The sequence below is a fragment of the Psychrobacillus sp. NPDC093180 genome (assembly GCF_044754065.1).
In the GTDB taxonomy this organism is placed as follows: Bacteria; Bacillota; Bacilli; order Bacillales_A; family Planococcaceae; genus Psychrobacillus.
Map to the genome: position 1 here is coordinate 57,014 of NZ_JBIVOJ010000018.1, position 23,555 is coordinate 80,568.

At 37.2% G+C, this 23,555-nt stretch carries 24 protein-coding genes; 16 read left to right on the forward strand and 8 right to left on the reverse strand.

Features of this window, described 5'->3' with window-relative positions:
* Nucleotides 1-118: 118 nt before the first annotated feature.
* On the reverse strand, nt 119-376 hold the full coding sequence (locus ACIP9W_RS20610; RefSeq protein ID WP_400793031.1) for a translation initiation factor 2: 258 nt from the start codon (nt 374-376) through the stop codon (nt 119-121).
* A 139-nt stretch (nt 377-515) separates the two neighbouring features.
* Nucleotides 516-845 carry a DUF3889 domain-containing protein gene (locus tag ACIP9W_RS20615; protein ID WP_400793051.1) on the reverse strand — a complete coding sequence of 110 codons (330 nt, stop codon included), beginning with the start codon at nt 843-845 and terminating at the stop codon, nt 516-518.
* 199 nt (nt 846-1,044) lie between these two features.
* On the opposite strand from ACIP9W_RS20615, the gene ACIP9W_RS20620 reads away from it, so the two are divergent.
* Nucleotides 1,045-2,742 (forward strand): M3 family oligoendopeptidase, encoded by a 1,698-nt coding sequence (locus tag ACIP9W_RS20620; RefSeq protein ID WP_400793032.1) that lies wholly within the window; start codon nt 1,045-1,047, stop codon nt 2,740-2,742.
* A 113-nt stretch (nt 2,743-2,855) separates the two neighbouring features.
* Here the strand turns inward: ACIP9W_RS20620 and rlmD are convergent, their stop codons facing one another.
* The 3 genes from rlmD to ACIP9W_RS20635 all read right to left on the reverse strand — a co-directional run bounded on the left by rlmD (nt 2,856) and on the right by ACIP9W_RS20635 (nt 6,090).
* Entirely contained in the window at nt 2,856-4,232 is a 1,377-nt protein-coding gene (rlmD, locus tag ACIP9W_RS20625) for a 23S rRNA (uracil(1939)-C(5))-methyltransferase RlmD (protein ID WP_400793033.1), read from the reverse strand.
* Nucleotides 4,233-4,334: 102 nt separating this feature from the next.
* Nucleotides 4,335-5,141, reverse strand: a complete 807-nt coding sequence (locus ACIP9W_RS20630; protein ID WP_282242379.1) for a polysaccharide deacetylase family protein — start codon at nt 5,139-5,141, stop codon at nt 4,335-4,337.
* 52 nt (nt 5,142-5,193) lie between these two features.
* Nucleotides 5,194-6,090, reverse strand: coding sequence for a TIGR01777 family oxidoreductase (locus tag ACIP9W_RS20635; RefSeq protein WP_400793034.1), 897 nt, complete (start codon nt 6,088-6,090; stop codon nt 5,194-5,196).
* 103 nt (nt 6,091-6,193) lie between these two features.
* Between ACIP9W_RS20635 and recX the strand changes: the two genes are divergently transcribed.
* Genes recX through ACIP9W_RS20650 form a run of 3 tightly spaced genes read left to right on the forward strand, consistent with a single transcriptional unit; the run spans nt 6,194 to nt 7,596 of the window.
* Entirely contained in the window at nt 6,194-7,006 is an 813-nt protein-coding gene (gene recX, locus ACIP9W_RS20640; RefSeq protein ID WP_400793035.1) for a recombination regulator RecX, read from the forward strand.
* Nucleotides 6,999-7,328, forward strand: a complete 330-nt coding sequence (locus tag ACIP9W_RS20645) for a YfhH family protein (protein WP_400793036.1) — start codon at nt 6,999-7,001, stop codon at nt 7,326-7,328. The genes recX and ACIP9W_RS20645 overlap by 8 nt, the downstream gene beginning before the upstream one ends.
* A gap of 1 nt (nt 7,329) precedes the next feature.
* Entirely contained in the window at nt 7,330-7,596 is a 267-nt protein-coding gene (locus tag ACIP9W_RS20650; RefSeq protein ID WP_282242383.1) for a YfhJ family protein, read from the forward strand.
* A 40-nt stretch (nt 7,597-7,636) separates the two neighbouring features.
* Here ACIP9W_RS20650 and ACIP9W_RS20655 read toward each other — a convergent pair whose 3' ends face one another.
* Nucleotides 7,637-8,617, reverse strand: coding sequence for a metal-dependent hydrolase (locus ACIP9W_RS20655; protein ID WP_282242384.1), 981 nt, complete (start codon nt 8,615-8,617; stop codon nt 7,637-7,639).
* A gap of 125 nt (nt 8,618-8,742) precedes the next feature.
* On the opposite strand from ACIP9W_RS20655, the gene mutY reads away from it, so the two are divergent.
* From mutY to ACIP9W_RS20700, 9 genes are all read left to right on the forward strand, one after another.
* Nucleotides 8,743-9,804, forward strand: coding sequence for an A/G-specific adenine glycosylase (gene mutY / locus ACIP9W_RS20660; protein ID WP_400793037.1), 1,062 nt, complete (start codon nt 8,743-8,745; stop codon nt 9,802-9,804).
* A 62-nt stretch (nt 9,805-9,866) separates the two neighbouring features.
* On the forward strand, nt 9,867-10,085 hold the full coding sequence (locus ACIP9W_RS20665; RefSeq protein ID WP_400793038.1) for a gamma-type small acid-soluble spore protein: 219 nt from the start codon (nt 9,867-9,869) through the stop codon (nt 10,083-10,085).
* 494 nt (nt 10,086-10,579) lie between these two features.
* A complete protein-coding gene (ntdP, locus tag ACIP9W_RS20670) occupies nt 10,580-11,119 on the forward strand; it encodes a nucleoside tri-diphosphate phosphatase (protein WP_282242386.1) in 540 nt (179 codons plus the stop codon).
* Between the two features lie 58 nt (nt 11,120-11,177).
* Nucleotides 11,178-12,926 (forward strand): ABC transporter ATP-binding protein, encoded by a 1,749-nt coding sequence (locus ACIP9W_RS20675; protein WP_400793040.1) that lies wholly within the window; start codon nt 11,178-11,180, stop codon nt 12,924-12,926.
* 326 nt (nt 12,927-13,252) lie between these two features.
* Complete coding sequence (locus ACIP9W_RS20680) at nt 13,253-14,272, forward strand: ABC transporter ATP-binding protein (protein ID WP_400793041.1); 1,020 nt, start codon at nt 13,253-13,255, stop codon at nt 14,270-14,272.
* Complete coding sequence (locus ACIP9W_RS20685) at nt 14,247-15,230, forward strand: ABC transporter ATP-binding protein (RefSeq protein WP_282242389.1); 984 nt, start codon at nt 14,247-14,249, stop codon at nt 15,228-15,230. The genes ACIP9W_RS20680 and ACIP9W_RS20685 overlap by 26 nt, the downstream gene beginning before the upstream one ends.
* A gap of 24 nt (nt 15,231-15,254) precedes the next feature.
* The gene (locus tag ACIP9W_RS20690; protein WP_400793042.1) at nt 15,255-16,883 is read left to right on the forward strand and encodes an ABC transporter substrate-binding protein; all 1,629 of its coding nucleotides are present in this window, start codon (nt 15,255-15,257) and stop codon (nt 16,881-16,883) included.
* A 70-nt stretch (nt 16,884-16,953) separates the two neighbouring features.
* Nucleotides 16,954-17,958, forward strand: coding sequence for an ABC transporter permease (locus ACIP9W_RS20695; protein WP_282242402.1), 1,005 nt, complete (start codon nt 16,954-16,956; stop codon nt 17,956-17,958).
* A gap of 24 nt (nt 17,959-17,982) precedes the next feature.
* Nucleotides 17,983-18,873: an ABC transporter permease gene (locus ACIP9W_RS20700; protein ID WP_400793052.1), complete on the forward strand. Its 891-nt coding sequence runs from the start codon at nt 17,983-17,985 to the stop codon at nt 18,871-18,873.
* A 36-nt stretch (nt 18,874-18,909) separates the two neighbouring features.
* Here ACIP9W_RS20700 and ACIP9W_RS20705 read toward each other — a convergent pair whose 3' ends face one another.
* Nucleotides 18,910-19,992 (reverse strand): FUSC family protein, encoded by a 1,083-nt coding sequence (locus ACIP9W_RS20705; protein WP_400793044.1) that lies wholly within the window; start codon nt 19,990-19,992, stop codon nt 18,910-18,912.
* Nucleotides 19,993-20,030: 38 nt separating this feature from the next.
* Nucleotides 20,031-21,323 carry a glutamate-1-semialdehyde 2,1-aminomutase gene (locus ACIP9W_RS20710; protein ID WP_400793046.1) on the reverse strand — a complete coding sequence of 431 codons (1,293 nt, stop codon included), beginning with the start codon at nt 21,321-21,323 and terminating at the stop codon, nt 20,031-20,033.
* Nucleotides 21,324-21,445: 122 nt separating this feature from the next.
* On the opposite strand from ACIP9W_RS20710, the gene bcp reads away from it, so the two are divergent.
* The 3 genes from bcp (at nt 21,446) to perR (ending at nt 23,430) form a co-directional block, all read left to right on the forward strand.
* A complete protein-coding gene (gene bcp / locus ACIP9W_RS20715) occupies nt 21,446-21,928 on the forward strand; it encodes a thioredoxin-dependent thiol peroxidase (protein ID WP_282242393.1) in 483 nt (160 codons plus the stop codon).
* A 2-nt stretch (nt 21,929-21,930) separates the two neighbouring features.
* On the forward strand, nt 21,931-22,875 hold the full coding sequence (locus ACIP9W_RS20720) for a D-2-hydroxyacid dehydrogenase (RefSeq protein ID WP_400793048.1): 945 nt from the start codon (nt 21,931-21,933) through the stop codon (nt 22,873-22,875).
* 111 nt (nt 22,876-22,986) lie between these two features.
* A complete protein-coding gene (gene perR / locus ACIP9W_RS20725) occupies nt 22,987-23,430 on the forward strand; it encodes a peroxide-responsive transcriptional repressor PerR (RefSeq protein ID WP_142540177.1) in 444 nt (147 codons plus the stop codon).
* Nucleotides 23,431-23,555 lie beyond the last annotated feature (125 nt).

Sequence of the window (23,555 nt, forward strand, 5' to 3'; positions counted from 1 at the left end):
CTCCATTGAGAAAGTGAAAATAGTAATTAGGTTAACCAGATTTCTATTCCAAGTTTGAAGAAAAAGTATAATAACGCTGCGAGTTATAGTTTGACCAGTTGAGCGGAAATGTTAACTTCTAAAAACGTCTTGGTTTATCATTGTTTAGATGTTTTTTTAGTTTTTTTACTTCATTAGTCAAGTCATCGATCTGTTTTTGTAAATCATTATTGTCATCTGAATCTTTTCTCTCTTCCTCTAATGCAAGCACTGCGGCAATAGTAGATAACACATCACCAAATGTCGTAAAAAGTGCACCTAGGACAGCAAGCTCTGCTGCACTGATTGCTTTATTGGAATCTTGATTATTTTGATTTATGCTCCCGCTATTTGTCATTTTTCGAATAACCTCCGATATTACATAAATAAAATAACTCCAATGTATCCTATGCTTATAAAGAATTGCTTATGTAAAACCTAGATAGAAGAACAAAAAAGGCTAACCAGATTTCTTGGTTAACCTTAATATAATTATTCTATTGAGACGTTTCTTGCAGTTCAATATTTACCACCTTCTCAGTTATAGTACTATACTCGATTCTCACAAAAACGCCGAATTCGTGGTCACCCTCTTTTAACCAAAGCTTGAACTTTTCAACGGTTGAATCGTGTTTAGATTCGCTCCCTTCATGCAGGTAGTCAATAATATTCGCACCGGGATATTTGGATTGTGCCTCTTTAATAGCAAGCTGTCCCCATTTAGCATAGGAAGGAGTTGTTTGAAGTGCAGGAACAACAGTTGGAATATATATTAGTGCTGTATTGCCTGCAATAAAAATTCCAACAGCCATCAATGTTTTTAGCATCATTAATCTCATCTCCTTTTTTAATAGGATGAGTAATTTGCTTAAAATCATTCAATATATATGCTAAAAGCGGATTTTGTCATCTTTCCCTATAGAAATAATTTTCGTTTCTTTTGAATAAGCTAGATTTGGTAACTAGAAAACTATATTATAATTATTGAGATAATTTTAATAATTAAAAATGAAGGGAGAGTTATCCATGGCACGAGATATAGGTCTTAATTATTATAAAAAATTAATTGATTTACAGGATGTTGAAGGGGTCGAGGCTCAACTTCAAAGTTTACTTGAGATTCCGATTGGATCTGTTTCTGACTTAGAAAAGTGGTTAAAAGAAGAACAGGATTTAACGATTAAAATCACGGAGGCGATGACAGGTCACCAAGTTGACTTTTACCGAAACACAGAGGATGCGGACATAAAGTCAACTTATCTTCATGACCAGCAATTGATCCAACCACTTTTAATGAAATATGAAGCAAAACTGAATGAGAAATTCTGTGCATCTCCTTATGTAAATCAATTAGATGAAAACCGTTATGGTTTAATGCGTCGCGTTCGCGAGTCCAAAGTTAAACTGTTCAGAGAAGAAAATATTCCGTTATTTGTAAAAGAACAAGAGCTCTGTACTAAGTATAGTGAAATTATGGGGGGACTAACAGTTGAATGGGAGGGGGAGGAAAAGCCTTTTCCGTTTATCCAATCCCAACTCGATCATTTAGACAGAGCCGTGCGAGAAAAGGCTTATAACTTAATAGGGTCAGCCTATCGACAAATTAAGCCCGATATGGATGCCATTATGGATGAGCTCGTTCAACTGCGCCATCAAATTGCTTTAAATGCAGGTTTTGAAAATTATCGTGATTATATGTTTGTGGCCAAAAATCGTGAGTATAGCATTCAGGATTGTTATGACTTTCATGAAAATGTAGAAAAGCATATTATTCCAGCTTGGAATCGACTGGCAGAGGTTTTTAAGTCCAAGTTAGGTGTGGATACTTATCGTCCTTGGGATAACACTGCTAAACTCTTGAAAAAACCACCATACTCTGAGGTATCTACTCTTATGGACGGCGTTTCTGAGATGTTAGCGAAGACCGACCCATATTTTGCAGAACGATTTGATTACATGCGAGAGCATGGGTTACTCGACCTTGGAGATCGGAAAGGAAAAAGTCCAGGTGGTTTCTGTACTTCCTTACCTGTTTCAGGAGATACCTTTGTTTTTGCCAACTTTAGTCCATCCTTCTTCTCACTTATTGCTTTAATTCATGAGATGGGCCATGCGGTGAATGCATACTTGGAGTTTTCAGAGCACGGTCCTCTTGAAGAATACCAAGGACGAGCGGAAATTGCTGAACTGTATTCTCATGGGATGGAATTGCTCCTATTAGATAAGCTGGATCAATTTTATCCAGAAGAAGAAGAATTTAAGAGCGCACAGCGTGAAGAGCTGAGACGGGCATTTACCATGTTATTCGGTCCATTGGCAGGGGATCTTTTCCAGCATTGGATGTATACGAATCCAGGGCATACGGCCAAAGAGCGAGATGAAAAATACTTTGAAATCTCCAAGCGTTATGGCTTGAGCCCTGTAGATACTTCTGGGTTAGAGGAAGAAATTGGGATGAGCTGGGCAGGCACTCTTCACTATATAGAATATCCTTTCTATAATATTGAGTACTCCATCTCAATGCTGGGAGCACTTCAATTACTCGAGAATTATCGGAAGGATCCAGAGTTAGCTGTCGAATCCTTTAAAAAAGGGGCAAGTGCGGATTACAATCAATCCATTGCAGCTATTTATAAAGAAACTGGGGTTAGTTTTGATTTTTCAGAGCCGGCGGTTAAGCGAATGGGTGAATTCTTAGAAAAAGTAATTCAAGACATTCATTAATAAAGTAAGTGCACGGGAAGACAAGAGAAAGTTTTTCGTACAAAAAGGCACAACTAGTGAGAATTTCTAGTTGTGCTTTTTGCGTTACAGTCAAAAGATCTGTCTAAAATACTTTATTTTTTTAGTTCTAACTTCGCGACACACTCTACGTGTGAAGTTTGCGGAAACATATCAACAGGTTGGATATATTTAACGTCGTACACTTTAGTTAGTTGTTGTAAATCCTTAGCAAATGTAGACGGGTTGCAAGATGTGTAAATAAAACGATTTGGCTTAATGTCTAAAATGGTTTTTAGTAATTCATCATCAAGACCAGCTCGAGGTGGATCTACTGTCAGTACATCTGGAACGAAGCCTTCGTTTTTCCATTTCCCAAGCCATTGTTTTGCTGTACCATGGACATATTTTGTATTGCTAAAACCATTTCGTTTCGCATTTTTTTTAGCATCCTGAATAGATTCTTCAATAATATCCATTCCTCGAACTTCTTTGGCATTTTTAGCAAGCCAAAGTCCAATTGTTCCAACTCCACAGTATGCATCCACAACAGTTTCTTTCCCAGTTAATCCAGCGGCTTTTTCAATTTCGTTATATAAATGCTCGGTTTGCTCTGGGTTCAGCTGGAAAAAGGCACGTGCAGACAAATCAAATGCAAGTTCTCCAAGTTTTTCATGGATTGTTTCTTTTCCGAACAGATTAAATGTTGTTTCACCGAAAACAAGGGATGTTTTTTCTGCATTAATATTTTGGCTAATGGACACAATATTAGAATCGATTGCTCGTATAAGCTGTACAAGTTCTTCTTTATGGGGCATTTTCTTTTTCGTTGTAACAAGTGTTACTTGAATTTGTCCTGTTTTCATACCTGTACGAACGACAATTGTACGAACAATTCCTTGTGGATTTTTTTCGTCATAAATAGGGATATTCAGTTTTTGTAAAAAACCTTTAATTTCATTTGTAATATGCGTTGTTACTGGATGCTGAACGATACATTTATTAATATCGATTAGTTTGTTGGAGCTTTCAGCGTACAGCCCAGCGATGACTTTGTTCCCAGGCTTTCTTACTTGGAACTGGCTTTTATTGCGGTAGTTCCATGGATCTTCCATCCCAATCGTTTGCTTTACTTCAACTTGCGGTGCTAAATCCTTCACATAACGTTCGAGTGCTTGTATGACTAGATCTCTTTTTTCGATCAGTTGTCTTTCGTACGTCATATGTTGCAGTTGGCAGCCCCCGCATGCGTCATAGATGAGGCAAGGTGGAGTTACTCGGTCTTTCGATGCTTGGCGGATTTTCTTGATCTTCGCTTCTGCATATTTATTTTTTGCTTCTGTGACTTGTGCTGTAATTACCTCACCTGGTAGTGCACCTTTTACGAAAACAACGTTCCGTTTAAAGAATCCGACACCTTCTCCATTTATCCCGAGCCTTTTTATCGTTAGAGGAAATTCTTGTCCTACTTGTATAACTGCTTGTTCTTTCATTACTTCACGTCCTTTATCCCGCTTGGCAAAACTTGCATTCAGTGGAAAAACGTCACTGAATGAAGCTTCGCCTTAATCTTCCTTCTATTATAAGGGAGATGGTCAAGGATTAAAAGAAAGCGGAATATCCTGATTATTCATGTTCAATTCATCGAGTGTTCCGAATGTATATCCCATTTTTCTTGCTTCTGTGATAAACATTGGAAGCCCTTCTGCATTATCTGGAGAAACAGTATGCATCAAAATAATTGCACCAGGATGAATTTGCGACATTAACTGATCATATGCATATTTACCGCCTTTTTTCTGGTCTTTATGCCAATCGATAAACGCAACGGACCAAAAAATATGCTGATAGCCGATTTCGTTTGCGGCTTCTAACACTTTTTCGTTAAAAATTCCTTCTGGGGGACGAGTAACAGTGGTTCTTTCCAGCGAAGTAAGTTCACTAAGCTTCTTGTCAAACTGTATTAATTCTTTTTGGATTCCTTCTTTAGAGAGTCGCGCTAGGTTAGGGTGTCCATAGGAGTGATTTCCTATTTGATGTCCTTCCTTGATCATACGTTCAACTAATGGAGTGGCACTCTCTAAATAATGCCCGGTTAAAAAGAAAGTTGCTTTAATTTTTTCTTTTTTAAGCGTATCTAAAATGCTTTCTGTATAGCCATTCTCGTATCCATTATCGAAAGTGAAGTAAATGATTTTTTTGTCTGGAGAACCTTTATAAATAGCACCATGTTTTTCAAGCATTGCATCTAACTCTGCACCGGCTTCCGCAGGTATTTCTTTAGTCGCTTTTTTTAATCCCCAATGAATTTCTTGTGCTTGTGCAGAAAATGGCTGATACACAAATCCCATACTAAGTACAAAAGCTGCAATAACGATTCCAAATAAATGATATTTCCACATATAAAACACAACCTCCTTTTACAAGTAGATTGTGCTAGGGGGATTTATTTATTCACAGATAAATATCGGTTAGAGCATTTGGTAATTGAGGAAATTCAAAAGTAAATCCATTTTCCAATAATACTTCCGGCATAACATGTTGACCTTCTAAGACAAGCTGACTTTTCTCTCCAAGAGCCATTTTTAGCACAAATGCTGGAACGAAGAAATAGTGGGGACGCTTTAAAACGGCTGCTAATTCTCTTCCAAATTTCTTCATTTTTTTTGGCTCTGGTGCTGTTACATTGAAAGGGCCATGAATATCATGCTCGATTGCAAAAAGGAGTGCATTAGCTACGTCTTTTACGTGAATCCAGGACATCCAATTTTGCCCAGAGCCAATTGGACCGCCGACGAACATTTTGTACGGGAGTGCCATTAGTGGAAGAGCACCATTATCTTTTCCAAGTATTATTCCAAATCTCCCATATGCTACCCGGACTCCTAATTTTTCTGCGAGTTTCGCTTTTTGTTCCCAATCATGGACTGTTTTTGCTAAAAAGTCTGTTCCGATTTCAGGTGATTGCTCTGTATATATTTTTTCGTTGGAGGCTGGATAAATTCCAATTGCACTTGCATTTATGAGAACTTTTGGCTTTCGTTTCAAAGTTTTTATAATACGAAGAACTTCCCCTGTTGCTTGCATACGACTGTTGTATATTTTCTTTTTTTGCGCTGAGGTCCATCTACCATTATTAATAGATTCGCCTGCAAGATTGATAAAAGCATCGATTCCTGTTAAGTCATTTTCAGGAGTAGCATCATTTGTTAACCATTTTATATAAGTGACATTATCTGATCGTTTATTTACACTACGAGATAAAATATAAACTTCATGTCCTTTTTCAACTAAAAGCTGTGTCACTACTCTTCCGACAAAACCAGTACCACCAGTAATAGCAATTTTCATATTGTATCCAACCTCCTCTTTCCAACATCTTAGCATGCGAAACGTTTATCACCTATGAATATATACGTTATAATAGTAGAAAGATGAATGGAGAGATATACTTATGCCGATTATTACCAAAATAGGTCGTCAAAAAAACAACAATGAACGGTATAATTTATACTTAGATGAAAAGTATGCTTTTAGTGTGGACGAAGCTGTACTGATCAAGTATCAACTGACAAAAGGGAAAGTTCTTGAAGACTTTACGATTGATGAAATGGTTTTTGATGATGAAGTTAGAAAGGCTTATAATAAAGCGATTAACTTTTTAAGCTACCGTATGCGAAGTGAGCATGAAGTAAAACAAAAACTACTCCAAAGTGAATTCGGAGAAGCGGTCATATTGGAGGCTATCCGTAAGCTATATGAGCATAGTTTTTTAAATGATGAAAGTTTTACGAAAGCATTAGTTGCGACGCAAAAGAAAAATAGCAAGAAAGGTCCTGCTGCTATTCGGCAAGAGTTAAAGAAAAAAGGAATTGAAAAAGATCTGCAAGAAGAAGTGTTATCGGCTTATTCGGAAGAAGAGCAGCTGGCAATCGCACGAACGTTAACCGAGAAAATTATCAATCAAAACAGTTCGAAAACACCGAGACAAATAAAACAAAAAGTACAGGATGCATTGCAAAGAAAAGGATACAATTTTACGATAATCTCCCAAGCAATTGACTCTTTTGAATTGGAAAAAAACGATGAAGAATGGGTAGAAATTATTGAAAGCCAAGGCGATAAAATTTGGAGAAAATATGCCTCTAAATATAGTAGCTATGATTTGAGAAGACGTGTTAAACAAGCGTTGTACCAAAAAGGATTCCCTGCTGAGCAAATCGATCAGTATTTGGAAAAAAAGGAGCTAGAGCTACAAGATGAGTGAAAAAAAATATAGCGGTATGACTGAACAAGAACTGAGAACAGAAATTGCCAATTTAAAAGAGAAAGCCCGAAAAGCAGAACAATTGGGCATTGTAAATGAGTATGCAGTATATGAAAGAAAAGCAACAATGGCCCAAAGCTTCTTAATCGATCCTTCAACGATTAAACCAGGCGAATTGTACCGAATTACAAGTGATCCAGGTGTTTTCTTTCAGGTGGAATATTTAAAAGGAAGATTTGCATGGGGATATCGATTAGGTGGCGTTAAGTATGAGGAAGCATTACCTATCTCATTGTTAGAGCCATTAAAGGAAGGAAAATAATATGCAAACAAAAATAGAAGCATTAACCTATCAATTACTTGAAAAAAATGATCAACTATCTGCAGCAAAAGCACGCGCTTGGATAGAACTGCTTTGGTCGGACTTCGAGTCGTCTTATGCACGTGCAGGGTACGAATATAAAGGAGCTGCGGTCACGGAAATGGTTATTAAAAAATGGATTGAAAGTTACGGTCAACAGCTTCATGAATTTGCTGGATCTAATGAAAAGTATAAACACTTACTAGAAACAGACGATTTCTTCCATTAAATAAAACGCTAGGATTTAAAAAATCCTAGCGTTTCCAGTTTTAATTTGGCATAAAGTCCAGTTTTTTTCGAAGTTTATCTTCGCTAAAAATCCAGCCTGTGTAGGAATTTACAATCTCGAGCTCTTCGTTTAAATGAGCTACTGCAACAAAAGGGTAGTAATCGTTGCTTCTATATCGTAGATCGATTAATCGAACTTCAAATAACTTCTCGAATTCCGTTATCTCCCATCTATAAATCGGAGAGAATGATGTAAATGCACTTAGGTTTTTATCTTTTAGTGCTGCTTTTACTAAATCTGATTCTGGTAACGGTACTTTTTCAAATTTGTCGTATATAGAGATGGATCTCCCGTAAGCTCGTCCAACATAATGATGCGTTTTGGAAATTGCAGCTACTCGCCATTGAAAAAACTTCATCGTGGGAGCGACAATAATTTCATCTGCATCGGGAATCGTATGCTTAACGGAATTTTTTACTGCACTTTGAACGGCAAATCTTAAAATGTAATAAACGAATATAATCGCATACATAATAAGAAACGTCGTAACTGGATTTGCACCAAACATCCAAAATAACAATCCAACTACGTGGATACCGAAAATAATCGGATCGAATGTATTAATGACACCTAGGGCAACCCACTTTCTAGAAAAAGGTCGTAATGCTTGCGTTCCATAAGAATTAAAAATATCAACAAACACATGTAAAAAAACTGCCAGAAACGTCCATAACCATAAATGCAATAAGTTTGCTTCTGGCATTATAAGCCATAATACACCTGAAATTAATAGCGGCCATAAGAGAACCGCTGGAATAGAATGCGTAATACCTCGGTGGTGTCGGATATACACAGCATTGTTTCGTAATTTTAATACCGTATCTATATCAGGTGCCTGAGATCCTATAATTGTACCTGCAATAACCGCAGTTGTAGTTAGCGTGCTACTTGAGACGACAGGATCCGCAAGTGCTAATCCACCGAGTGCGATACCCATTACAATATGTGTACCTGTATCCATGCTTCACCAGCTCCTTTTTGGATACCAAGTTATTCTCATCATAAAATATAATCGAAAAATAACAAAGCAATTACACATGATATACCCCATTCTTCATGAAAATAATCGTAAGGAAGGACTTAACATTGAACGAATTATATAAAACACAAGTTAGAAATGCTTTAGTATCCTGGTTTTTAGAAGAAAAACGTGATTTACCGTGGAGGAAGACAAAAGATCCATACAAAATTTGGGTGTCTGAAGTGATGCTTCAACAAACAAAGGTGGATACTGTTATACCTTATTATGAAAGATTTATCGCAAAATATCCTTCCCTTGAATCACTTGCCCATGCAAAAGAAGAAGAATTATTGAAGGAATGGGAAGGACTTGGCTATTATTCGCGTGCACGTAATTTACAAGCAGGTGTTAGAGAAGTCGTCGAATCATATGGAAGTGTCGTTCCACAAACGCGAAAAGAAATATCTGCTTTAAAAGGAGTTGGACCTTATACTGCTGGAGCAGTTCTTAGTATTGCATACGGAGTTCCAGAGCATGCAGTAGACGGGAACGTCATGCGAGTACTTTCTCGTCTTTTATTGATAAAAGAAGATATCGCAAAGCCTAAAACGAAGAAAATATTTGAAGAAGCAGTAATGGAGTTAATCGATGAGGACAATCCTTCTGCATTCAACCAAGGATTAATGGAGCTTGGAGCGGTAATTTGTACACCGACGAAACCAAAGTGTTTACTTTGTCCTGTACGAGAATATTGCACAGCATTTTTTGAAGGTATGCAAGATCAATTACCGATTAAAACGATTAATAAGAAAACAAAAGTACACAAAATGAAAGCAGTTGTTATTAAGGATGAGCAAGGTCGAATCCTATTAGAAAAGCGACCTTCAAAAGGATTACTCGCAAATATGTGGCAATTTCCAATGGTAGAGCTTCCAACTGCAACACATACTATAGAAGAAGTAATCGAACATGATTATGAAATAGATATTGTAAGAGGCGAAGAATTAATAGCGTTCAAACATGTTTTTTCTCATTTAGTATGGGAAATGGAAAGCTTTGAAGGAAAGCTGAAATTAGAAAAGGAGCTTCCAACAGCATGCAAATGGTTCACTATAGATGAGATTGCCAATCAACCAATGCCAGTACCAATATTAAAAATATGGAATGCATGGAAGGAAAAGAATTAATTATTAAAATGCATATATCTCTTTAAAGTGCGCAAGATACTTGTGTACCGGAGGTGAAATCCATGACAAAGAAAAACAACGCTTCAGAAACGAATGTACAAGAAGTAAGAGAACAAAATCGCCAATCTCAAAGCGGTCAGTCTCAGAATAAGTTCAAGACCCCTGAATTTGCTTCTGAAACTGATGTTCAAGAGGTAAAAGAACTAAACCGTCAAGCAGAGTCGAGAAAACAACAAGCTAGCGGTAAACAAGCAGGCAGTTCTTATAACCAAACAAAGTAATAACATGGATTCACCAAAAATCAGCGAAGGCATTTTGCCTTCGTTGATTTTTTTATTGTACATATGTGGTCCTTAAACTCTAAACAATGATCCATAATTATTCGTGTCTCACTCCACGCAAACTTGTTTAATGGAAATTGGTTGCTTTAGAATGCCACTAGTTGCTCTTAACCGCCAATTGATTGCTTTCAGACTATAATTAGTTGCTTTGGGCGGCTATTTGGTTGCACTTATCCATTTTTTAGGTATTTATTCTGCTGCTATATAATTTAAGGGATTTAGTGCGGCGACGCGAGAATCCTCGAAAAGCGAAGCGTCGATCTGCTAAATCCAAGAGGACTCTTTATTCCACTCACTACAACTCACTTTGGTAAACTAATTACACTTAAAGACCACTTATGATTTTTTACTATAGTTTTTGGGTATGGATTGTTATAATGATTAAATAAGTATATAAACTTGATTTTTACGCTTGTCGAAAAGGTGGCTAAATGATGGCGATTCCAACAGAAGGAGAAATGATACAAATTCACAGCTACAAACATAACGGCAGTATCCACCGTGTCTGGCAGGAAACAATGGTACTAAAGGGCACCAAGAATATTGTGATAGGAGCAAATGAACGAACACTTGTCATCGAGGCGGATGGTCGCACTTGGGTTACAAGAGAACCTTCTATTTGCTACTTTCATGCGGAGCATTGGTTTAACATTATTTGTATGTTACGAGAAGATGGTGTATACTATTACATCAATATGAGTTCGCCTTTTGTTTATAGTGATGGGCGTTTAAAGTATATTGATTATGATTTAGACGTAAAGGTTTTTCCAGACATGACCTATACAATTCTAGATGAAGATGAATACGCACAACATAAAAAAGAAATGATGTATCCTAAAGAAATGGATGTTATTCTTGAACGAAATATAGAAAAACTCATTTCTTGGATAAAGCAAAGAAGGGGTCCATTTGCTCCAGATTTTATCGAGGCATGGACGAATCGTTATCATTTTTATAAACAGCTAAATGAGTAGACGAAAAACCTGTTGAATACAAACAACAGGTTTTTCAATTTTAGAAAGGAGTCATGAAATGGGATCACTAAAACGGTATATGCAATTTGTTAAACCGTATAACTTTCAAATATTTATAACGCTTGTTATTGGGATTATCAAGTTCGCCATACCATTGTTTATACCGATTCTTATCAAAATCGTTATCGACGATATTATTGGTGCAAAAACACTAACAGCAGACGAAAAAATCCAACAATTAGTATATTGGCTAGGAGGGACTGCGTTAGTATTTTTAATCGTTCGTCCTCCGATTGAGTATTATAGACAATATTTAGCTCAATTAGTAAGCAATAAAATACTCTATGATATTCGTCAAAAATTGTATGGCCATCTTCAAAAGCTAGGCTTAAAATACTACAGTAATACACGTGCCGGAGAAGTTATTTCCAGGGTAATAAATGACGTAGAGCAAACAAAAAACTTTGTCATAATCGGACTGATGAATGTATGGTTGGATTTAGCGACTATTTTAATCGCAATTGGAATCATGCTTACGATGAACGTGAAGTTAACACTGGTTACTTTACTTGCATTCCCTTTCTATGCATTCAGTGTGAAGTACTTTTTTGGAAGACTTCGCGACTTAACGAGAAAACGTTCGCAAGCTCTAGCTGGGGTTCAAAGTTATCTGCATGAACGTGTACAAGGTATGAGTATTATTAAAACTTTTACATTAGAAAAGCATGAACAGAAACTATTTAATGATGCTAATGGAGAGTTTTTAGATAAAGCCGTTGATCAGACCGTTTGGAACGCCAAGGCATTCGCTGTAGTTAACACGATAACGGATATTGCACCTTTACTCGTTATAGCCTATGCAGGGTATGAGGCAATAAACGGAAGATTATCAGTCGGAACGATGGCTGCATTTGTAGCTTATATTGAACGTTTATACAGTCCTCTCAGACGCTTAGTCAATTCTTCTACCACCTTAACGCAGTCTTTTGCTTCTATGGATCGGGTCTTTGAATTGATGGATGAAGAATATGATATTGTCGATAAAAAAGGTGCTTCCACATTAGAGAAAATTACTGGTGAAGTTACTTTTTCAAATGTGTCATTCCAATATGAAAAAGACGGAAATACAATATTAAATAATGTGGATTGTCACGTTAAAGCAGGAGAGACGGTAGCATTCGTTGGAATGAGTGGTGGTGGTAAATCTACCATTATTAGTTTGATCCCAAGGTTTTATGATGTAACAGATGGAAGTGTTCGGGTTGATGGAAACGATATTCGTGACGTTACGGTAGAATCATTAAGAAAGCAAATAGGTATTGTGTTGCAGGATAATATATTATTTAGTGATTCAGTTAAATCGAACATATTAATGGGTAATCCTGATGCGACAGATGAAGAAGTGATAGAAGCGGCAAAAGCGGCCAATGCGCATGATTTCATCATGGAGTTACCTGAAGGGTACGAGACAAAAGTAGGCGAACGTGGCGTGAAGCTTTCAGGTGGACAAAAGCAACGTGTAGCTATAGCTAGAGTATTTTTGAAAAATCCTACGATTTTAATTCTAGACGAAGCAACTTCAGCTTTAGATTTAGAAAGTGAATCATTAATACAGGATTCATTAGAACATTTAGCGTCGAACCGTACAACTATAATTGTCGCACACAGACTTTCAACGATTACGCATGCTGATAATATCTTCGTAATTGAAAACGGTCAGGTAGTCGAAAATGGAAACCATGCACAATTAATGAATCAAAAAAATGTATACTATAATTTATTTCAAATACAACAATTAGATAATTAGTAAATGCCCTATAAGTCACGTGCTTATAGGGCTTTTTATAAGTAAAATTATTTGCTAGGAGTGAGCGTCTATCTTACAGAGTGACATGATATCACTCTTGTAGCCTGTATTCCTATAAGTATTATGTGTTGATAAGTTTATAAAATAAGTGAATGAGTATTCATTTATATGAATAAAATTACTAAAAAAAATGGAAGTTACATTTTAAGTGAAGAAATAACAGTTTTCAGAAAAGTATTGCATATAAGGTTAATATGTGTAAAATATTAATATAGCTTATTAATTTATAGAAAATTATAAATTGCACAAAAACAAAGGGGTGCGTTATGGCAGAGCGTGAAATCATTTTAGAAGTGAAAGATCTCCAAACTTCTTTTTTCACAGATGACGGTGTCATTCCGTCAGTGGACCATGTAGATTTTCACGTAAAAGAAGGGGAGATACTTGGAATAGTCGGAGAGTCTGGCTGTGGTAAAAGTGTTACGTCGCTTTCTATAATGGGTCTAGTTCCAAGTCCACCAGGGAAAATTACAAGTGGTCAAATTTTATTTAAAGGGAAAGATTTAACGAAGTTCTCGGAGAATGAAATGCGAAAGGTACGAGGAAATGATGTAGCGATGATTTTCCAAGAACCGATGACGTCTTTAAATCCTTTATTTACAATTGGAAACCAACTAGTGGAAGCGATTACACTACATAAAAAAGATTGGAATAAAAAACAAGCGAAGGCAAGAGCAGTTGAAATGTTGAAGCTGGTTGGTTTACCTAGAGCGGAAGAATTGATGAAGGATTACCCTCATCAGCTCTCAGGTGGTATGAGGCAACGAGTAATGATTGCGATGGCACTCGTTTGTGATCCAAAGGTTCTTATTGCTGATGAACCTACAACAGCACTAGATGTCACAATACAAGCTCAAATTTTAAAACTCATGCGTGAATTGAATGAAAGATTGAAAACAGCAGTTATTATGATTACCCATGATTTAGGAGTTGTAGCGGAAACTTGCGAGCGTGTAGTTGTTATGTACGCTGGAAAAGTAGTAGAAGAGGGAACAGTCGATACAATATTCCGTAATCCACAACATCCTTATACAAAGGGATTAATCGCGTCTGTACCTGATATGCGCCATAAAAAGCAACGTTTGTATTCTATTCCTGGTAATGTTCCGAAGCCGGGGACGATAAAAAATGGCTGTCGATTTGCTGCTCGTTGTGAATCGGTTTTTGGGAGATGTACGGAAGAAAATCCTCCATTATATGAAACATCTGCGAATCATAAAACAAGATGCTTCTTATACGATCAAAAGGAGGTAGAAGTACATGACAAAACCGCTGCTACAAGTTGAAGGATTAAAAAAGTATTTTCCTATCCGTTCAGGAGTGTTAGCGAAACAATCGGGATATGTAAAAGCGGTAGATAATGTATCTTTTCATGTAAATGAAGGGGAAACATTAGGAATCGTTGGAGAATCAGGTTGTGGTAAATCTACAACTGGACGAATGCTTATGAGATTACTAGAACCGACAGAAGGAAAAGTAACCTTTGATGGAAAAGAATTAACGAGTATATCTAGTACAGAAATGAGAAAAGCAAGACGAGAAATACAAATGGTATTTCAAGATCCATATGCCTCGTTGAATCCGAGACATACGGTAGAAAAAATATTAATGGAACCACTAATTGTCCATAACATCGGAAATGCAAAAAGCCGAAAAAAGAAAGTACATGAATTTCTAGAAATTGTTGGGTTAAGCAGTTATCATGCGAAAAGATATCCACATCAATTTAGCGGTGGGCAACGACAGCGTATTGGAATTGCAAGAGCATTAATGACGAATCCGAAGTTAATTATTGCGGATGAACCCGTTTCTGCACTGGATGTATCGATACAAGCCCAAGTACTTAATCTTATGCAAGATTTACAGAAAGAATTAAAGCTAACCTACATATTTATTGCGCATGATTTAGGGGTAGTGCGTCATATAAGTGATCGAGTTGGCGTTATGTACTTAGGAAGAATGGCGGAACTTGCTACAAGTGAATCTTTATATGAAGAGCCTCTACATCCATATACGAAGGCATTACTTTCTGCAGTCCCGGTTCCTGATCCGGAACATAAAAGGGAGCAGATAATATTAGAAGGAGACATTCCAAGTCCTTCAAATCCGCCTAGTGGTTGTACATTCCATACGAGATGTCCGTTTAAGATGGAAGCTTGTACATCTATTGTACCTAAGCTAGAAGAAGTGAAACCTGGTCATTTTGTTGCCTGCCATTTATATAATGAGCAAGTGCAGCATTGATAATATATTTACGGAGGGGTTAATTTGGGAAAAAAGAGAATTTGGTCATTTTTGCTTCTGATGTTAGTTGCACTAAGTGTAGTACTTGCTGCATGTAACTCATCAGAAAGTGGCACAGAGAAAGAAAATGAGGGTACAAAGGATAGTGGTTCTGCATCTACAGGTGATAAAGTGCTTGTCTTCGGACGAGGAGGAGATTCTACTTCATTAGACCCTTCTACTGTAACAGAGGGAGAATCATTTAAAGTTACAAAAAATATCTATGAAACTTTATTAAACTTTGGAGAACAAGATACGACAATCCATGAAGGTTTAGCAACAAAATGGGAACCATCAGAAGATGGACTTACGTATACATTTACACTTCGTGAAGGGGTTAAGTTCCACGATGGTACTGACTTCAATGCAGAAGCTGTAGTAAAAAACTTTGAACGCTGGGCAAATGGCTCAGAAGATAAATTCCCATACTATAAATCTATGTTTGGTGGCTTCAAAGGAGAAGAAGGCCATGTAATCGAATCAGTTACTGCAGAGGGCGATTATACTGTAGTATTCAAACTTACACGAGCACAAGCGCCTTTCTTAAAAAATATCGCTATGAGTCCATTTGCAATTGCAAGTCCAACTGCATTTGAAAAAGACGGTGAGAAATTCGGGGATAATCCAGTAGGAACTGGTCCATTTAAATTTGTTGAATGGAAACGCAATGACTCCATTACAATTGAGAAATTTGATGGTTATTGGGATGAAGCTCTACCGAAATTAGATAAAGTTATATTCCGTTCTATTCCAGACAATTCTGCTCGTTTAAATGATTTACTTAACGGTGCAATTGACTTAGCAGATGGTATTAACCCAGCTGATGGTACAACAGTAGAGGGTGATTCATCTTTACAATTATTTGAACGTCCGTCTATGAATGTTGGTTACTTAGGCTTAACGACTACACGTCCACCTTTTGATAATGCTAAAGTTCGTCAAGCACTAAATTATGCAATAGATAAGGAAGCGATTGTAGAGGCATTCTTCGAAGGTCGTGCAGAAGTAGCGAAAAATCCACTTCCATCTTCTATTCCTGGATTTAATGATGATATAACAGGATATGAATACGACCCAGAAAAAGCGAAAGAATTATTAGCAGAAGCTGGATTTGCAGATGGTTTTGAAATGGAATTATGGGCAATGCCAGTACCAAGACCATATATGCCAGATGGTAAGAAAGTAGCGGAAGCTATTCAAAAGAACTTAGAGGATATTGGGGTAAAAGCTGAAATCGTTTCTTATGAATGGGCTACTTATTTAGACAAAGCTAGTAAAGGTGAAGCAGATGCATTTTTATTAGGATGGACAGGTGATAACGGAGATGCAGACAACTTTATCTACGTATTACTTGATGGAGACAACATTGGAAGCAATAACTACACATATTATGACAACAAAGATTTACACAAAATCCTAATTGAAGCACAAACAGAAGTTGATGAAGAGAAACGTAATGAATTGTATAAGCAAGCTCAAGAAATTATTTTTGAAGATGCTCCTTGGGTACCACTTGCTCACTCAACTCCATTACTTGCAGGGAAAGCGGATATAGTAGATTTCAAACCACATCCGACTGGATCTGACTTATTATCGCACGTCGACTTTAAGTAATATGCTTGAAAGGGAGAGGTCTTCGTGATTTCTCCCTTTTCTTATTCAATTGGATGGAGAGGTGAAAGCAGTGCTTCGCTATATAGGAAAACGATTATTACAACTAATCCCAGTGTTACTTGGAATGACATTCGTTGTATTTATGATTATTAGGGCAATACCAGGAAATCCAGCCCAAGTTATATTAGGTCAGTTGGCCACGAAAGAAGCGATAGAGGCTCTAGAAATAAAGCTCGGACTGGATCAACCTTGGTACACCCAATATTTTGATTATTTGATAGGGCTATTTCAAGGTGATTTAGGGGAATCGATGCGAACAGTTCAACCTGTAGCAAACGAGATATGGCCGTATTTAGCGGCTACATTTGAATTGGCTTTGTTTGCAGTTATTATTGCGGTAATTATCGGCGTTAACGCAGGGATTATATCCGCTTGGTTTCAAAATTCTTGGTTCGACTATTTAGCAATGGTTATCGCGTTAATCGGAGTATCTATGCCTATCTTTTGGTTAGGCTTGATGGAGCAGTGGTTATTTGGAATTGAGCTTCAATGGTTACCTACATCTGGTCGAGAGGAAGTACGAAATCCAGTTTCAGCGATCACCAATTTGTATGTCTTAGACACTATTTTACAAGGAAGATTTGATCAGCTTGGACAAGTGTTGAAACACTTAGTGTTACCAGGTATTGCACTTGCAACTATTCCAATGGCTATTATTGCGAGAATGACAAGGTCGAGTATGCTTGAGGTCATGCGTAGTGATTTCATTCGAACTGCAAGAGCTAAAGGGCAAAAAATGTTTTGGGTTGTATACAAACATGCTTTAAAAAATGCCATCATTCCAGTATTAACGGTTATTGGTCTTCAAATGGGACTGTTATTAGGCGGAGCGATCCTAACAGAGACAATATTTAGTTGGCCAGGCATCGGAAGATATATTTATGATGCAATTCAATACCGTGATTATCCAGTTATCCAATCAGGTATTCTTGTTGTAGCTTTTATGTTCGTTATGATTAATTTGTTTGTAGATATATTATATGGTTTGGTTGATCCAAGGATTAAATATGACTAAAAGGGGGAAACGAATATGACTCAAATGGTACCGAATTCGACAAATGAAATAATGGCTAAAAAAGATACGTCGACGGGTCCTTGGAGAGATGCATGGCGAAGCTTTAGTAAAAACAAAGTGGCGCTAGTTGGAGCAGGAATCGTTCTTTTCTTCATTCTTTTAGCTATTTTTGGTCCTTTCCTCGCACCTCAAGGAATAAATGAACAGGCAATAAAAGATCATCGTCTGCTTCCACCATCTAGCCAATTTTGGTTCGGAACAGATGACTTAGGAAGAGATATTTTTTCACGTGTTATACATGGTGCAAGAATATCACTTGGAGTTGGTTTTTTCTCTGTAGTTGGCTCTGTAGTTGTAGGAAGTATTTTAGGAATTGTAGCTGGTTATTACGGGAAGTGGATCGATACGATAATATCACGCATATTTGATATTATGCTAGCTTTTCCAAGCATTTTACTCGCAATTGCCGTTGTTTCAGTATTAGGTCCTTCCTTACGAAATGCATTAATAGCTATTGCCATTATTAATATTCCTAACTTTGGCCGACTCATTCGTTCGAAAGTATTGAGTATTAAAGAAGAGGAATACATAACTTCTGCAAAAGCAATCGGGATGAAGGATTTACGTATCCTATTTTCGCATATTCTCCCGAACTCGCTGGCACCTGTCATTGTTGCAGGTACGCTTGCGATTGCCTCTGCTATTATTGAAGCAGCTGCATTAGGGTTTCTTGGTTTAGGAGCTCAAGCACCAGCGCCTGAATGGGGAAAAATGCTAGCAGATGCGCGCGTTGTTTTACGAAATGCGCCGTGGACGATGGTTTTCCCAGGAATTGCGATTATGTTGACGGTATTAGGATTTAACTTAATGGGTGATGGGCTCAGAGATGCTCTAGATCCCCGGATGAAAAATTAAAAAACGTGTCACCTAGACTTTAGGTGACACGTTTTTTTAGTATGGAGTTTCTTCTATTTCAACAGTTAACTCTTCCCCATGATAATTCAAATAGGAGGTGATTAATGTATCCATATGTTCTAATTGTTCCTCGTATTTTAATATGGATGATAGTAAATGTAATAAGTGATACGTTGAGAATTCTTCTTCAATTCGAGTTAATGCAATTTGTTGAACAAAGATATCCATTACCTCTTGTCTTTGGATAAAAGCTTCTGTACTTTTCCATTCAATATGTTCTGGTTTCAGCTTACCGATGAATTTCAAATGTAGTTGTTCATGATAAGCTAAAAGGGCATCTAATCGTTCTTTGATCATCATTCGGAAATGCTCTGGAAGTTCCGAAACCTCATTTTCATGGAGATGAAGTTTTTTCAATACATCTAAGCTTTTATAAGAAGTGGAAATTAGTTCTCGATAAACAACTAATTTTCTTCCCTTTGTATAAATTGCTTTCTTTGAGTAACCACGTTCTTCTTTGAAAAAGGAATACAGTTGATCTACGCGAGTCAGACGGTCTTTTAATTGATTAATGGCTTGTTTTGTAGAGTTATGCTCTGATGCACTACGTACTGCAATTCGAATCCAGCGAATAATCTCATCTTGTGTATAATGTATAGCATTAAATAATTTAGATTCAAATTTTGGTGGTATAAATATTAGATTTACAATAAATGCAGAAATGACACCTACTAAAACAGTTGAAAATCGTATTAAAGCGTATGTGAAAAAATTATCGCTTTGAATTTCCATGATGGCAATAACGGTAACAAGTGCCAAAGAAATCGTTTTTTCTAGCTTTAGCTTTAGCATGAGCATAATCGCAACTATTGCAGCAAATCCAACGGCTATAAAGTGATTGCCAAACATAAGCGCGAAGACCACTGCAATTGCTGCTCCAATTATATTAGATTGCACTTGCTCTATAACAGTCAAATAGGATCTATATATAGAAGGTTGTATGGCAAAAATCGCAGCTATTCCTGCAAAAACAGGACTAGGAAGCTGGAGTAAATCAGCTATGAATAACGAGAAAACAATGGCTACTCCAGTTTTGAAAACGCGAGCTCCTAATTTCATTGAATCCTATCCTTTCATTTCATGCAAGATTGAAGTGTTTACTGCTTTAACTGGGCGAATGCCTGATGAACAGCAGTAATTGTTTCCTTAATATCCTCTTCTGTATGAGCGGTTGTGATAAACCAAGCTTCATATTTAGATGGGGCCAGATTAATCCCTTGTGCAAGCATTAGTTTAAAGAACTTAGCAAATAATTCTCCGTCGCTTGCTTCTGCTTGCTCGTAATTTTCTACTTTTACATCTGTAAAGTAAACTGATAGTGCACCTTTTATACGGTTTACTGTAATTGTAATATCGTTTTTCTTCGCAGCTTCTACGATCCCGGTTTCTAGCATTGCACCAAGTCTGTCTAACTCTTCATATACTCCTGGTGTTTGCAATACTTCTAGGCAAGCAATCCCTGCTTGCATAGACGCTGGGTTCCCAGCCATAGTTCCCGCTTGGTAGGCAGGACCTAATGGAGCAACTTGTTCCATAATTTCTTTTTTACCGCCATAAGCTCCGATTGGAAGACCTCCGCCAATAATTTTTCCTAGGGCTGTTAAGTCAGGTGTTTCATTCAGCATAGTAGAGGCTGCACCGTAGTGAAAACGGAATGCAGTGATTACTTCATCATAAATTACAAGAGTCCCTTTGTCTTTGGCTATTTTATGAACAAGTGGTAAGAAACCTTCATTTGGTTCTACCATTCCGAAGTTTCCTACGATTGGTTCTACTAGAATACAGGCTAGTTCTTCTCCCCATTTTTCCATTGCTTCCTCATACGCTTGTGGATCATTAAAAGGAATTGTAATTACCTCTTTTGCAATCGACTGTGGAACTCCCGCAGAGTCAGGTGTTCCAAGCGTAGCAGGTCCTGATCCGGCAGCTACTAAAACTAAATCAGAATGCCCGTGATAACAACCTGCAAACTTCATTACTTTTGTTCTTCCTGTGTAGGCACGCGCTACACGAATAGTAGTCATAACTGCTTCTGTACCCGAGTTTACAAAGCGGACTTTATCCATAGAAGGAATTGCTTCTTTTAGCATTTTGGCAAAAGTCACTTCATGCTTTGTAGGCGTACCGTATAATAGACCCGTTTGTGCAGCTTTTGTGATGGCCTCTGTAATATGGGGATGTGCATGACCCGTAATAATAGGCCCGTATGCCGCTAAGTAATCAATGTATTTATTGCCATCTACATCGTAAAAGTAAGCCCCTTCTGCTCGTTCCATTACAATTGGTGCTCCTCCACCAACTGCTTTATAAGATCTAGATGGACTATTTACTCCACCTACAATATGTTCAAGTGCTTCTATTTGTATTTGTTCAGATATAGTTTGTTTCATTATTCGTTACCTCCGCCATTTTTGTATTCTTCTATTGTAGACAATTATGGTGAAAAACGCTAAAGAAATTGAATCTCATCCAGTAATTCGATACGATAGGAGTATATAAGGGAGGGAATATAATGACAATACTAGAAGGAATGATTGCACCAAAGTTTTCATTGAAAAATGAACAAGGAGATATTGTATCACTAGATGACTTTGCAGGAAAGCAGTATGTTATTTTGTATTTTTATCCAAAAGATTCAACACCGGGCTGCACAACGGAGGCGTGTGATTTTAGGGATGCTCATGAGAAATTCAGTGAATTAAATGCTGTTATTTTAGGTGTCAGTCCAGATGATGAAAAAGCACATACGAAATTTATCGCAAAACATGGTCTTCCGTTCTCCCTATTGATCGATGATACACATGAGGTATCTGAAGCTTATGGGGTATGGAAGTTAAAGAAGATGTTCGGCAACGAATATATGGGAATTGAACGCTCTACATTTTTAATCGATCCTACAGGTACTGTCGTGAAAGAATGGCGTAAAGTGAAAGTGAATGGACATGTAGAAGAAGCATTAGAAACGTTAAAAAAATTAGCTTCTGAGGGTGAATAATTGTGAAAATATTATTTTCTTTTTATCCGAAACGAGATCAACAAACTAGTTTAATAGAAAAATTTCCACAAGTAGAATTCATCTTTCAAAAACCATTAGATGAAAAAGCTTTAAAAACTGCTGATATACTTGTGACGTATGGAGAGGATCTTTCAGCATCTCATCTGGAAATAGCGACGCAACTAAAATGGATTATGGTTGCTTCTGCAGGACTTGAAAAAATGCCTTTAGATGAAATCGCTGCTCGAAATATTATATTAACGAATGCGCGCGGGATTCATAAAATTCCAATGGCAGAGTCTATTCTTGCTCATATACTTTCCATAAAAAAATCACTTCCACTAATGGCTGAAAATCAGCAAAAAGGGGAGTGGTCACCAAAGCTGAACCCAACAGAGCTTTTTGGTTCTACTGCATTAATATTAGGCACAGGTGCAATCGGTAGCGAGGTCGGAAGAATTTTACAAGCTTTTGGCGTCCGTACCATTGGATGTAATAGAAGTGGTAAAATGGCATCTTCTATGGATGCAATCGTTTCTTTTGGACAACTAAAGGAAGTATTGCCAGATGCCGACATTGTTATATCTATTTTACCTAGCACGGAAGAGACAAAATACTTGCTTACATACGAGCATTTTCAGTGTATGAAACAATCTGCTATCTTTATGAATTTTGGTAGAGGGGACCTTATAAAGGAAGAGGAGTTACTTCAAGCACTAACAGAAGAGAGTATAGCATATGCTGTTTTAGATGTATTTGAAAAAGAACCGCTTCAGAAAGAGCATCCGTTTTGGAAGATGCACAATGTCATTGTATCTCCTCATGCTTCCAGTCATTCTTCGCAATATGTTGTAAGAGCATTAGAGATTTTTTCTAAAAATTTGACGGAATGGTTGAATGAAAGTAATCAGTTAGAGAATATAATTGATTTAAAAAGAGGTTACTAAAAGAAGATTCATTTCTAGAATGCTTTAAAATTTGACAGCTCCTGCATTTCTTCATTATACTTATTATAACAATTATAAATTAATAATGAATATGAAGAGAGGTGCATTGCGATGACGGAAGTACATTTAAGAGATGCTTTAGATACTTTAAAATCAACTGGTGTACGAATTACGCCTCAACGCCATGCGATATTGGAATTTATTATCCAATCTATGTCACATCCCACTGCGGACGATATATATAAAGCACTTGAAAGTAAATTTCCAAGCATGAGTGTTGCAACTGTTTATAATAACCTGCGTGTTTTTAGAGAAGCCGGATTAGTTAAGGAACTAACATACGGTGATTCTTCCAGTAGATTCGATTTTATCACAAATGATCATTATCATATGATTTGTAATACATGTGGTAAAATTGTAGATTTTCATTATCCTGGCCTAGATGAAGTCGAACATTTAGCTTCTCATCTAACTGGTTTTGATGTGAGTTCTCATCGGATGGAAATATACGGAACATGTCCGACATGTAAAGAACATGCGACAAAAGTGCAATAAGAAAACGAGCGTAATCATCTTACGCTCGTTTTTTGTGCGCTTGGCAGCGCTTTTCTCTAACGGGTGAAAGTCCCTAACATGCCGTAGTGGCGGAAGTGTATAGCTGACTGGTAGTGCGGGTATCG